Genomic DNA, 11,930 nt, shown 5'->3' with positions numbered 1-11,930 from the left:
GCCCCGGGGCCCGCCGCGACGCCGGCGTCGTCGTACGCGAGCACCCGGCCCGCCGCGGGCAGGAAGCCGCGGGCGGGCGACTCCGCGTACAGGCGTGCCTCGACGGCGTGACCGTCCAGCCGGACGTCCTCCTGCCGCAGGCCGAGCGGCTCCCCCGCCGCGACCCGCAATTGCTGCTCCACGAGGTCGAGCCCGGTGACCAGCTCGGTCACGGGGTGCTCCACCTGCAGGCGGGTGTTCATCTCGATGAACCAGAAGGTGCCGGGGTCGTCGCCGGGCATGAGGAACTCCACGGTCCCGGCGCCCACGTAGCCGACCGATCGCGCCACCGCGCACGCGGCCTCGCCGAGCCGGGCCCGGGTCGCGTCGTCGACGGCGGGCGACGGCGCCTCCTCCACGACCTTCTGGTGGCGGCGCTGCAGCGTGCACTCGCGCTCGCCCAGGTGCACGACGTCGCCGTGCGTGTCGGCCAGCACCTGCACCTCGATGTGCCGCGGCCGCTCGACGAGACGCTCGAGCAGCAGCCCGTCGTCCCCGAACGACGACGCCGCGACCCGGCGGGCCGAGGCCAGCGCGCCCGGCAGCTCGTCGGCCGCGCGCACCACCTCCATGCCCTTGCCTCCGCCGCCCGCGACGGGCTTGACCAGCAGCGGGAACCCGACACCGTCCGCCGCCGCGAGGAGCGCGTCGTCGCCGAGGCCGTCCTCGAGGGTGCCGGGCAGCACGGGCACGTCGTGGGAGGCGACGAGGCGCTTGGCCGCGGCCTTGTCCGCCATGGTCTCCAGCGCGGTCACGGACGGCCCGACGAAGACGATGCCGGCGCGCTCGCACGCCCGCGCGAGGGCGGGGTTCTCGGACAGGAAGCCGTAGCCCGGGTGGATCGCGTCGGCGCCGGTCGCGACGGCCGCCGCCACGACCGCCTCGACGTCGAGGTAGCTCTGCGCCGCGGGCGCGGGCCCCAGGCGGACGGCGACGTCGGCCTCCCGCACGTGCCGGGCGTCCGCGTCGGCGTCCGAGTACACGGCGACCGACCGGATGCCGAGCCGGCGCAGCGTGCCGATGATGCGGCACGCGATCTCGCCGCGGTTGGCGACGAGCACGGTGGTGAGCTCTCGGGTACCCATCGCCCTCACATCCGGAAGAGCCCGAAGCGCGGGCTGTCGGTCGGCCCCGACGGGGCGGGCGCGGGCAGCGGCGTGCGGGCGCAGACGCCCAGCGCCAGGCCGAGCACGCGGCGGGTGTCGGGCGGGTCCACGATGCCGTCGTCCCACAGGCGCGACGTCGCGTGGTACGGGTCGCCTGCCACCTCGTAGCCGTCCCGGATCTCGGCGCGGAACGCCTTCTCCTCGGCCGCGTCCCACTCCTCGCCGCGGCGCGCGAGCTGGTCGCGCTTCACGGTGGCGAGCACCGACGACGCCTGCGCCCCGCCCATGACGGAGATGCGCGACCCGGGCCACGACCACAGGAACCGGGGCGAGTACGCCCGCCCGCACATGGCGTAGTTCCCGGCCCCGAACGATCCCCCGACGATGACGGTCAGCTTGGGCACGCGCGTCGTCGCGACGGCCGTGACCATCTTGGCGCCGTCCTTGGCGATGCCGCCCGCCTCGGCGTCGCGGCCCACCATGAACCCGGAGATGTTCTGCAGGAACAGCAGCGGGATGCCCCGCTGGTCGCACAGCTCGACGAAGTGCGCCCCCTTGAGCGCCGACTCCCGGAACAGGACCCCCGCGTTGGCGAGCACCCCGACCGGGTGGCCGTGGATGCGCGCGAACCCCGTGACGAGCGTCGTGCCGTACTCGGGCTTGAACTCGTGCAGCTCGCTGCCGTCGACGATCCGGGCGATCACCTCGCGCGGGTCGTAGGGCTGCTGCACGTCCACAGGGACCGCGGCGTACAGGCCCTGCGGGTCGACGGCGGGCTCGCGCGACGGCGCGACGTCCCACGCCGGCTCCGGGTCGGGCGGCAGGGTGCTCACGATGTCGCGCACGAGGTCGAGCGCGTGCTCGTCGTCCTCGGCGAGGTGGTCGACGACGCCCGAGCGTTGCGCGTGCAGCTCCCCGCCGCCCAGCTCCTCGGCCGAGACGTCCTCGCCGATCGCGGCCTTCACCAGCGGCGGCCCGCCGAGGAAGATCGTGCCCTGGTTCCGGACGATGACGGTCTCGTCGCTCATGGCCGGCACGTACGCGCCGCCCGCCGTGCACGAGCCGAGCACCGCCGAGATCTGCGGGATCCGCGCCGCCGACAGCCGCGCCTGGTGGTAGAAGATCCGCCCGAAGTGGTCGCGGTCGGGGAACACCTCGTCCTGCCGCGGCAGGAACGCGCCGCCCGAGTCCACGAGGTACACGCAGGGCAGCCGGTTCTCCAGCGCGATCTCCTGCGCCCGCAGGTGCTTCTTCACGGTGAGCGGGTGGTACGTGCCGCCCTTGACGGTCGCGTCGTTGCAGACCACCATCACCTGCCGCCCGCTGACCAGCCCGATGCCGGCGATGACGCCCGCGCCGGGCCATTCGCCCTGCTCCCCCGGGCTCGCGTCGACCCCGAACGCCGCCAGCGGCGCCACCTCGAGGAACGGGCTGCCCTCGTCGAGCAGGCGTGCCACGCGGTCGCGCGGGAGCAGCTTGCCGCGCGCGGTGTGCTGGTCGCGGGCGCGCTGGGTGCCGCCCTCGGCGGCGACGGCGGTGCGCGCGCGGAGGCGGTCCGCGAGCGCCCGCTGGGCCTGGTCGTTGGCGCGGGCGGCGTCGGCGCGGGGGTCGACGGCGGAGGCGAGGACGGTCACCGGGCCTCGCTCTCGTCGGTCGCCGGGGTCGCGCCGCCGAGCAGGAGCGCGAGCCCCGGTTCGGCGAGCACCGCCCCGAGCTCGGCGAGGAAGCGGGCGCCCTGCTCGCCGTCGACCACGCGGTGGTCGAACGTGAGGCTGAGCGTCGTCACCTGCCGCAGCGCCACCTCGCCGTCGTGCTCCCACGGGCGCCGGGCCACCTGGCCGAGGCCGAGGATGGCGGGCTCGCCCGGGTTGAGGATCGGCGTTCCCGCGTCGACGCCGAAGACACCGATGTTGGTGATCGTCAGCGTGCCGTTCGTCAGCCGCTCGGGCGTGGTGCGCCCTGCCCGCGCCGTGGTGGTGAGCTCCGTCAGCGCGGCGGCCAGGCCCGCGAGGGACAGCGTGTCCGCGGCGGGGACGTGCGGCACGACGAGGCCGCGGTCGGTGGCGACCGCGATGCCGAGGTTCACGTGCGCCGGGCGCACGATCTCCGCCTCGCCGCCCGGCAGGTCCACCCATCGGCTCGTGAGCGCCGGGTGCCGCGGCAGCAGCGCGAGCACGGCGCGCGCCACCAGCGCGAGCACCGTGACCCGCTGCCCGCCCGCCATCGGGTGCGTCTTGAGCCGGGCCAGCAGCTCCATGCTCGGCGTGACGTCCACGGTGAGGAACACCGACGCCTGCGGCGCCGCCGCGCTCGCGACCATCGCCGCCGCCGTGTGCTTGCGCACCCCGCGCACCGGCGTACGCGCCTCGCCGTCCGCCGTCGTGCCCGCCGTCGTGCCCGAGGCCGTCGTCGGTCCCGAGACCGAGGTCGACGCCGCCTCGACGTCCTCGCGCGTGATCCGCCCGTGCGGGCCCGTGCCCGTGATCGTGGCGAGGTCGAGCCCCCGCTGCCGCGCCAGCGCCCGCACGACCGGCGTCGAGCGCGGCCGTTCCCCACGCCCGCCGGACGACGGTGCGGACGCGACGCCGTTCGCGGACGTCGCCGGGACCGGCGTCGTCGTGGCGGCCGGTGAGGGGGCGGCGGCGACCGGGACGTCCCGCCGCCGTCGCCGCGCGGGTCGTCCCGAGCGCGCGGGCCGCGCGCCGTACCCGACGAGGTTCGGCTCCGGCCCGTCCTCCCCCGAACCCACGGACTTGTCAGGGCCAGGAGCAGGTTCCGGTGCTCGTGGTCCTGACAACTCCTGAGGACCAGAGTTGTCAGGGCCAGGAGCAGGTTCTGGTGCACCTGTTCCTGACAGGTCGAAGGTGACCAGCGGCTCGCCGACCTCGACGGTCTGCCCCTCCTCGGCGTGCAGCGCCCGCACGACGCCGGCGACCGGCGACGGCAGCTCCACGAGCGCCTTGGCGGTCTCCACCTCGGCGATCACCTGGTTGAGCTCGACGGCGTCGCCGACGGCCACGCGCCACTCGACGACCTCGGACTCGGTCAGCCCCTCGCCCAGGTCGGGCAGCTTGAACTCGCGCGTCGCCATCACGCTCCCACCTCCACGCCCGCGGCGGTGCGCCCGAGCACGCGGTCGATGCCGACGAGGACGCGGTCCAGGTCGGGCACCTGGTTGCCCTCGAGCTTCGCGGGCGGGTACGGGATGTCGTACCCGGTGACGCGCACCGGCGGCGCCTCGAGGAAGTCGAAGCAGCGCTCGGTGACGGACGTCGCGATCTCCGCGCCGACGCCGCCCTGCCGCGGTCCCTCGTGCAGCACGACGAGCCGCCCGGTGCGCCGCACGGACGCCGCGATCGTGTCGTGGTCGATCGGGGACAGCGAGCGCAGGTCGATCACCTCCACCGAGATGCCCTCGTCGGACGCCGCGGTGGCGGCGTCGAGCGCCGTCGCGACGTGCGAGCCGAAGGTCACGAGCGTGACGTCGTCCCCCGGCGCGACGACGCGCGCGGTGCCCATGGGCGGCGCGTCGTCGAGCGGCAGGGCCGCGTCCACCTCGCCCTTGACGTGGTAGAGCCGCTTGGGCTCGAAGAAGACGACCGGGTCGTCGCAGGCGATCGCCTGCCGCAGCACGGTCGAGGCGTCCTGCGGGTTCGACACGGACACCACGCGCAGGCCCGCCGTGTGCACGAAGTACGCCTCCGGCGACTCGGAGTGGTGCTCCGCCGCGCCGATGCCGCCCGCCACGGGGATGCGGATCGTCACCGGCAGCCTCACCTTGCCGTTGGTGCGGGCGTGCATCTTGGCGAGCTGGCTGACGATCTGGTCGAAGGCCACGTAGACGAACCCGTCGAACTGGATCTCCACGACCGGCCGGTAGCCGCGGTACGCGAGCCCGACGGCGGTGCCGAGGATGCCGGACTCCGCCAGCGGGGTGTCCACCACACGACGCGGCCCGAACTCGGCCTGCAGACCGTCGGTCACGCGGTACACGCCGCCGAGGCGGCCGATGTCCTCGCCGAGCACCATGACGGTCGGGTCGTCGGTCATGGACTGGCGCAGCCCGGCGCCGAGCGCCTTGGCGAGGGTGAGGGTCTGGGCCCCGGTCTGGATCGTCATCGGTCGGCCCCCTCGGCGCGGTCGCTCGTGGTCTCGGAGGTGTCGGCGTCGTCGAAGCCCGCCAGGTACGCGGCGTGCTCGGCCCGCTCGGCGGCCACCGTCGGGTGGGGCTCGGCGTACACGTGGTCGAAGACGCTCAGCGGCGGCGGGTCCTCCAGGGCGACGACGCCGGCGCGCAGCTCGGCGGCGACGGCGTCGGCCGCCGCGCGCACCCGCGCCTCGTCGTCGGCGGCGAGCAGTCCGCCCGCCCGCAGGTACGCGGCGAGCCTGGCGACGGGGTCGCGCTCGGCCCAGACGTCCAGCTCGGACGCGTCGCGGTAGCGCGTGGGGTCGTCGGCGGTGGTGTGCGGGCCCATGCGGTAGGTCACGGCCTCGACGAACGTGGGGCCGCCGCCGGTGCGCGCCCGGTGCAGCGCCTCGCGCGTCACCGCGAGGACGGCGAGCACGTCGTTGCCGTCCACCCGCACGCCCGGGACGCCGAAGCCGTCCGCCCGGCGGACCAGCGGCACGCCCGACTGCAGGGAGACCGGCTCGGAGATCGCCCACTGGTTGTTCTGGCAGAACAGCACCAGCGGCACCTGCCAGGTCGCGGCGAAGACGAACGCCTCGTTGACGTCGCCCTGGCTCATCGCGCCGTCGCCGACGTACGCGACCACGGCCGCCGTGCCGTCGTCGCCCACCTCGACGGCGCCCCGCTCGACGTCCGCCTGGATCCCCAGCGCGTAGCCCACGCCGTGCAGGGCCTGCGCGCCGATGATGACCTGCGGCGTGGCCATGTTCACCGCGTACGGGTCCCAGCCCGACGCGGTGATGCCGCGCCACACGCGCAGCAGGTCCACGGGCCTGACGCCGCGCTTGCGGGCGACGGCGTGCTCCCGGTAGCTGGAGAACACGAAGTCGTCGCCCCGCAGCGCCGCGGCCGAGCCCACCTGGGCGGCCTCCTGCCCCTGCAGCGGCGGCCACAGCGCGAGCTCGCCCTGCCGCTGCAGCGCCGTCGCCTCGGCGTCGATGCGCCGCGCCACGACCATGTCCTCGTACAGCGCCAGCAGCGCCGCCCGGGCCTCGTCCGTGCCCGCGTCGACGTCCGTCAACCAGCGGTCGAGCGCCGGTTCGGGGTGTCGCACGCCCTTCTCGTCGAGCAGCCGGACCGTGCCGTCTGCATACGTCTCGTCCGTCGTACCGGACGCCGTCTCCGCCCGCGCACCACCCGCTCGTGACAGGTCGTCGCGGGACGTCGAACCCATGGTGCTGGGCATCGTCGCCTCACCTCGCGTGTCGCCGGCCGCTCCGCGTCGAGCGCCGGATACCGCGAACGTAACGCCGCTCACAGAGTGCGACCAGCACGGCGCGACACGTTGAGCAGAGTGCTCAGGCGGACGCCGTTAGGCTGGTCGATGTGCGCAGCTACGACGCCGTGGACCTGAGCTTGCTGACGGCGCTCGCCGACGACCCGCGGGCCACGATCGCCGCCCTCGCGGAGCGCCTGCGCCTGTCCCGGAACACCGTGCACGCGCGGCTGACCCGGCTCGAGGAGTCCGGCGCCTTCCTCGACTTCGACCGCCGCATCAACCCCGCCGCGCTGGGCCACCCGCTGACGGCGTTCCTCGAGGTCACCGTGCGCCAGCGCGAGCTGCCCGCCATCGTCGACCGGCTGGCCGAGATCCCGGAGGTCGTGCAGGCGTACGGGCACAGCGGCGTCGCCGACCTGCGCGTGCACGTCGTGTGCCGGGACACCGACCACCTGTTCCGCATCGACGCCGCGATCCTCGCCGTCGAGGGCGTCGAGCGCACCGAGACGTCGCTGTCGATGGGCGAGCTCATCCCCTATCGCATCCGGCCCCTCATCGAGGCGGCGCGACGCTCGCTCTGACGGGGTCCCCGCTGCCCTGCTCCCTTCGAGCACGCGATCTGTCGTGGCCAGGCCACGTCTGCCGCGACAGGTCGCGTGCTGGAAGGTCAGGTCGACCAGCGGACGACGACGTCGGCTCGGTCGCGCGTCGCCTCGATCAGCTCGGCGTTGACCTGGTCGGACCCACGCGCCCAGCGTCGGGCGTCGTCACGGCTCTTGCCGTAGGCGTGGTGCCGCTCCTCCAGGCGGGCGAGGCGGACGTCGTCGGGCACGTCGAGGTACCAGACCTCGGTCATGCGGGCGCGGGCGGCGGGCCATGCGCCCGACGGCGCGAGCAGGTAGTTCCCCTCCGTCACGACCAGCGGGACGTCGGAGGGGACCGCGACCCCGGCCGCGACCGGCTCCTCGAGCTCGCGGTGGAAGACCGGCGCGTAGACGGGCGGGTCGCCGGGCCGCGCGTCCGCGAGGCGGGCGACCAGCGCCGCGTACCCGGCGTCGTCGAACGTGTCGATCGCGCCCTTGCGGTCGCCGCGGCCGAGGGCGGCCAGGACGGCGTTCGACAGGTGGTAGCCGTCCATCCCGACCTCGACGGCGAGCGCCGGGCCGACCGCCTCGACGACGGCGCGAGCGAGCGTCGACTTCCCCGCCCCGGGCGGCCCGACGATCCCGAGGATCCGGCGCTCGCCCCCCGCCGCCAGCCGCCGGGCGCGCGCGACGAGCTCCGCCGTCGTGGTCACCTGCTGCTGCGACCTGTCAGGGCCACGACCACCGCAACCTGCTCCTGGTCCTGACAACTCACGCGCTCCGCGAGCCGTCAGGGCCAGGACCGTCAGAACCCGCGCGTGGCCCTGACAGCTCGGGGAGGTGGGCGAGCCAGGAGCGCGGCCCGACCTTCCCCACCCGGACGCCCGCGACGCGCACGGCCGTCGCGCAGGCGTCGGGCAGGTCCTCGCCGCGGGCGAGCGCCACGGCCAGCGCGCCGTGGAACGCGTCGCCGGCGCCGAGCGTGTCCTGCACGTCCACCTCCGGCACGGGCACGGTGCCGCGCCCGCCGACCTCGACGACGCCGTCGTCGCGCCGGCGCGGCAGGGCCCAGGTGACCGGGTCGCCGCCGTGCGTGACCACCACGGCCCGCGCCCCGAGCAGCAGCGCCCCGTGCGTGGCGTCGGTCGCGCCGGGCACGACGTCTGCCGGCACGGTGAAGTCCGCGCTGAGTGCCGCGACGTCCGCCGCGGGCAGCAGCTCGGCGAACACGGGCCGCCACCGACCGCCGTCCACCACGACCAGCGGCCGGGGCCGCAGGCCGTCGACGTGCGCGAGCACGGCCCGGGCGACCTCGGGATGGTGGCCGTCGAAGAGGACGACGTCCGGCCGCGGCAGGCCCGCGAGCGCGTCGGGCCGCGGCGCGGGCACCGCGACGAGCGCGGCGTCGGGCGAGACCACGGACCGCTCCCCCGTCACCTCGTCCACGAGGACCGCCGACACGGCGAGCGGGAACCCCTCGTCCGGGCCCGCGACGTCGTGCACCTGCACGTCGCGCTCGTCGAGGTCCGCCCGCACCGCCTGGGCGATGGGCCCCGCGCCGAGCGCGCTGATCAGGATGGCGTGCGTCTCGAGAGCGGCCGCCGTGACGGCGGCGTTGGCCGCCGGGCCGCCGGCGGCGACGTCCTGCCGCGAGGCCGTGACCTTCTCGTTCGCCCCCGGACGTCCCGACGCCCGGTGCACGACGTCGAGCGTCGTCAGCCCGACGAACCAGCAGACCACCATCGGTCCCCCCTCACTGCGCTGTGGGCGCTCGGTCAGCGGCCGGTGCCGTCCACGGCGTGCGGCTCGATGGCGGCGATCTCGTCGTCGGTGAGCGCCGGCGCGGACAGCGCGGCCACGTTGTCCTCCAGCTGCGCCACCGACGACGCGCCGATGAGCGCCGACGTGACGCGCGGGTCGCGCAGCACCCACGACAGGGCGAGCTGGGCGAGCGTCTGGCCGCGGCCCTCGGCGATCGCGTTCAGCGCCCGCGCGCGCTCCAGGTACGTGTCGGTGAGGTTCGACGACGACAGGAACGGCGAGTCGCTGCGCGCGGCTCGCGAGCCCTCGGGCGCCGACCCGCCCAGGTACCGCCCGGTGAGCAGGCCCTGCGCCAGCGGGGAGAAGACGATCGTGCCGACGCCCAGGTCCTCGACGACGTCGAGCAGCGACTCGCTCTGGTGGCCGTCGTAGGCGTCGTCGCGGTCGGCGATCTCCACGTGCCGGTTGAACATCGAGTAGCTGGGCTGGTGGATGAGCAGCGGGACGCCGAGGTCGGCGAGCACCTGCGCGGCCTCGCGCGTGCGCGACGGCGAGTAGTTGGAGACGCCCACGTACGTCGCCTTGCCCTGCTGGACGGCGGACGCGAGCGCGCCCATCGTCTCGGTCAGCGGCGTGGAGGGGTCGGGCCGGTGGTGGTAGAAGATGTCGACGTGGTCCAGCCCCATCCGGGTCAGGGACTGGTCGAGCGAGGCGAGCAGGTACTTGCGCGAGCCGTGATCGCCGTACGGGCCGGGCCACATGTCGTAGCCGGCCTTCGTGGAGATGACGAGCTCGTCGCGGTAGGGCGCGAGGTCCTTCGCCAGGTGGCGGCCGAAATTCTCCTCCGCCGAGCCGTACGGCGGGCCGTAGTTGTTCGCGAGGTCGAAGTGCGTGATGCCCAGGTCGAACGCGCAGCGCAGGATGGCGCGCTGGGTGTCGAACGGGTTCACGTCGCCGAAGTTGTGCCACAGGCCCAGCGACAGGGCGGGCAGGTCGAGGCCGGAGCGGCCGGTGCGGCGGTAGGTCATCGACTCGTACCGGGCGTCGTCGGCCAGGTACCGGGGTGCGAGAGGCATGGCCCCATCCTTGCAGCAGGGCCCGACGACGCGACGGGCGTCCGGCGACCGATGAGCAGCCGGCCCCGTCGTCGTCCACCCTGCATGCGCACCCTCGCGATCACCCAGAACGTCACCGTCGACGGCGCGGTCGAGATGCTCGACGACTGGTTCGACCCGCAGGGCCAGGCGGGAGCGGACGACGACGGCCTGCTCGCCGAGCTGCACCGGCAGGACGAGGCCTCCGACGCGTTCCTCGTGGGCCGTCGCACGTTCGAGGACCTGCGCGGCTACTGGCGCGACCTCGCCGACGACACCACCGGCATCAGCGACTACCTCAACCGCGTGCCCAAGTACGTCGTCTCCCGCACCCTCACGACCCCGGAGTGGGAGCCCACCACCGTCCTCCGTGGCATCGACGACGTCGCCGCCCTCAAGGAGCGGCCGGGCAAGGACGTCGTCGTCACCGGCAGCATCAGCCTGTGCCACGACCTGGTCCGCGCCGGCCTGGTCGACGAGTACCGGTTCTTCACCTACCCCGCCGTCCAGGGGCGCGGCCGCCGGCTGTTCCCCGACGACCTCCCCGACGAGGTCCGGCCGTCGCGCCTGGAGCTGCTCGGCGCGCGCGAGTTCGCCGGCGGCATCACGCTCGCGCGGTACCGGGTGCCGCGCCCCTGAGGACCCCCGCTCACGGGGTGGTCAGGAGTCCGCGGGCGGCACCGGGAAGTTCGCGCGGAACACGTTGTCCGGGTCCCAGTCGCGCTTCACCTCGCGCAGGCGGGTCAGCGTGGGCTCGGGGAAGGCGTCGAGGAGCCGCTCGGGTCGAGTGTCGGTGTCGAACGACAGGTACAGCCCGTCGGTGTGCGGCGCCATGACGTCGTCCCAGACGGCGTCGAGCCGGGCCTGCGAGGACGACATCGCCGACAGCAGGAAGTTCTGGTGCCGGTGGGCGTACGCCGTCGCCCCCTGCTCGACGTCGTTCGCGGCCCCGCCGGTGGCGCGCACCTGCAGGAAGTACGCCTCGCCCGACAGCGCGAGCTTCTCGAACGCGCGGGCCGTCGCGGTGTCGAGGTGCGCCACCAGCCCGGACCGCACGGCCGGGTCGCCGCCACCCTGGTGGTGCTTCTCCCCCGCCTGCACGACCCCCGCGTACGGCAGCAGGTACGCCTGGTGGCCCAGGAGCGGGCCCGCACCGGCGAGGCGCTCGAGCTGCTCGACGGCGGCGTCGGTGTCGTCTCCCGCCCAGACGGTCATGAGCTGGGCGACCGGGCCCTCCCCACGACGCCCCGGCGACAGGATGAGGAAGCTCGTGAGCTCCCGCGGCGCGGACTCGACGACGGCGCCCCAGCGCTCGAGGGTGCCCGCGACGTCGGTCGCGTCGAGCGTCATCTGGGAGAAGACGACGGCGCCCTGGTCGCCCAGCGCCATCGCCTCGATCTCCACCCAGGTCACGACGCCGAGGTTGCCGCCCGCGCCGCGCAGACCCCAGAACAGGTCGGGGTGCTCGTCCGCCGACGCCCGCACCACGCGCCCGTCGGCCGTGACGACCTCCGCCGCGACGACGTGGTCGATCGTCAGCCCGTAGAGCCGCCCCAGGAAGCCGACGCCGCCCGCGGTGGCGAGCCCGCCCACGCCCACGCCGCCGGAGTCGCCGGAGCTGATCGCCCAGCCGCGCGGCGCGAGCGCCTCGGCGACGCTGCCCCAGGTGGCGCCGACGCCGACCCGGACGCGTCGGGCGGCCTCGTCGACCACCTCGACCTGGTCCAGCGCGCCGAGGTCGACGACGATCCCGCCGTCGTTGGTCGACCGCCCGCTGATGCCGTGCCCGCCGGAGCGCACGCCGAGCGGCACGTCCTGCGTGCGCGCCCAGGCGACCGCCTCGGCGACCTCCGCCGTCGTGCGCGGCCGGAGCACGAGGCCCGGCGCGCCGGAGCGCAGGTAGTTGTGCCGCACCGCGTCGTACGCGCGGTCCCCCGG

11 protein-coding genes are annotated in these 11,930 nt (G+C 75.0%); 2 read left to right on the top strand and 9 right to left on the bottom strand.

Annotated elements, in window-relative coordinates; genetic code table 11:
* From ACFUVW_RS15395 to ACFUVW_RS15375, 5 genes are all read right to left on the bottom strand, one after another.
* The coding region (locus ACFUVW_RS15395) for an acetyl/propionyl/methylcrotonyl-CoA carboxylase subunit alpha (RefSeq protein ID WP_430572201.1) at positions 1 to 1,124 on the bottom strand (1,124 nt) is incomplete at its 3' end.
* Between the two features lie 5 nt (positions 1,125 to 1,129).
* A complete protein-coding gene (locus ACFUVW_RS15390; RefSeq protein ID WP_430572200.1) occupies positions 1,130 to 2,779 on the bottom strand; it encodes a carboxyl transferase domain-containing protein in 1,650 nt (549 codons plus the stop codon).
* On the bottom strand, positions 2,776 to 4,236 hold the full coding sequence (locus ACFUVW_RS15385) for a dihydrolipoamide acetyltransferase family protein (protein WP_430572202.1): 1,461 nt from the start codon (positions 4,234 to 4,236) through the stop codon (positions 2,776 to 2,778). Before ACFUVW_RS15385 ends, ACFUVW_RS15390 begins: the two co-directional genes overlap by 4 nt.
* On the bottom strand, positions 4,236 to 5,264 hold the full coding sequence (locus ACFUVW_RS15380; protein ID WP_430572199.1) for an alpha-ketoacid dehydrogenase subunit beta: 1,029 nt from the start codon (positions 5,262 to 5,264) through the stop codon (positions 4,236 to 4,238). The genes ACFUVW_RS15385 and ACFUVW_RS15380 overlap by 1 nt, the downstream gene beginning before the upstream one ends.
* On the bottom strand, positions 5,261 to 6,520 hold the full coding sequence (locus ACFUVW_RS15375; RefSeq protein WP_430572198.1) for a thiamine pyrophosphate-dependent dehydrogenase E1 component subunit alpha: 1,260 nt from the start codon (positions 6,518 to 6,520) through the stop codon (positions 5,261 to 5,263). The genes ACFUVW_RS15380 and ACFUVW_RS15375 overlap by 4 nt, the downstream gene beginning before the upstream one ends.
* A 140-nt stretch (positions 6,521 to 6,660) precedes the next feature.
* On the opposite strand from ACFUVW_RS15375, the gene ACFUVW_RS15370 reads away from it, so the two are divergent.
* Positions 6,661 to 7,134 (top strand): Lrp/AsnC family transcriptional regulator, encoded by a 474-nt coding sequence (locus tag ACFUVW_RS15370; RefSeq protein WP_430572197.1) that lies wholly within the window; start codon positions 6,661 to 6,663, stop codon positions 7,132 to 7,134.
* Between the two features lie 86 nt (positions 7,135 to 7,220).
* Here ACFUVW_RS15370 and ACFUVW_RS15365 read toward each other — a convergent pair whose 3' ends face one another.
* Genes ACFUVW_RS15365 through mgrA form a run of 3 tightly spaced genes read right to left on the bottom strand, consistent with a single transcriptional unit; the run spans position 7,221 to position 9,974 of the window.
* Complete coding sequence (locus ACFUVW_RS15365) at positions 7,221 to 7,850, bottom strand: nucleoside/nucleotide kinase family protein (protein ID WP_430572196.1); 630 nt, start codon at positions 7,848 to 7,850, stop codon at positions 7,221 to 7,223.
* Between the two features lie 58 nt (positions 7,851 to 7,908).
* The gene (locus ACFUVW_RS15360) at positions 7,909 to 8,880 is read right to left on the bottom strand and encodes a PfkB family carbohydrate kinase (protein WP_430572195.1); all 972 of its coding nucleotides are present in this window, start codon (positions 8,878 to 8,880) and stop codon (positions 7,909 to 7,911) included.
* Positions 8,881 to 8,912: 32 nt separating this feature from the next.
* Positions 8,913 to 9,974, bottom strand: coding sequence for an L-glyceraldehyde 3-phosphate reductase (gene mgrA / locus ACFUVW_RS15355; protein WP_430572194.1), 1,062 nt, complete (start codon positions 9,972 to 9,974; stop codon positions 8,913 to 8,915).
* An 84-nt stretch (positions 9,975 to 10,058) separates the two neighbouring features.
* Here mgrA and ACFUVW_RS15350 point away from each other — a divergent pair, with 84 nt between their 5' ends.
* Positions 10,059 to 10,631: a dihydrofolate reductase family protein gene (locus ACFUVW_RS15350; RefSeq protein ID WP_430572193.1), complete on the top strand. Its 573-nt coding sequence runs from the start codon at positions 10,059 to 10,061 to the stop codon at positions 10,629 to 10,631.
* 21 nt (positions 10,632 to 10,652) lie between these two features.
* Here ACFUVW_RS15350 and ACFUVW_RS15345 read toward each other — a convergent pair.
* The coding region (locus ACFUVW_RS15345; protein WP_430572192.1) for an FAD-binding oxidoreductase at positions 10,653 to 11,930 on the bottom strand (1,278 nt) is incomplete at its 5' end.

Source organism: Isoptericola sp. NPDC057391 (assembly GCF_042668085.1).
GTDB lineage: Bacteria > Actinomycetota > Actinomycetes > Actinomycetales > Cellulomonadaceae > Isoptericola.
Note: the sequence above shows the minus strand (reverse complement) of the source record. Positions and strands in the feature narration are given on the sequence as shown.

Excerpts from the sequence above, each read along its gene's own strand:
- ACFUVW_RS15360 (WP_430572195.1), bottom strand. The coding sequence starts at position 8,880 with ATGGTGGTCTGCTGGTTCGTCGGGCTGACGACGCTCGACGTCGTGCAC.
- ACFUVW_RS15380 (WP_430572199.1), bottom strand. The coding sequence starts at position 5,264 with ATGACGATCCAGACCGGGGCCCAGACCCTCACCCTCGCCAAGGCGCTC.
- ACFUVW_RS15375 (WP_430572198.1), bottom strand. The coding sequence starts at position 6,520 with ATGCCCAGCACCATGGGTTCGACGTCCCGCGACGACCTGTCACGAGCG.
- ACFUVW_RS15350 (WP_430572193.1), top strand. The coding sequence starts at position 10,059 with ATGCGCACCCTCGCGATCACCCAGAACGTCACCGTCGACGGCGCGGTC.
- ACFUVW_RS15385 (WP_430572202.1), bottom strand. The coding sequence starts at position 4,236 with ATGGCGACGCGCGAGTTCAAGCTGCCCGACCTGGGCGAGGGGCTGACC.
- mgrA (WP_430572194.1), bottom strand. The coding sequence starts at position 9,974 with ATGCCTCTCGCACCCCGGTACCTGGCCGACGACGCCCGGTACGAGTCG.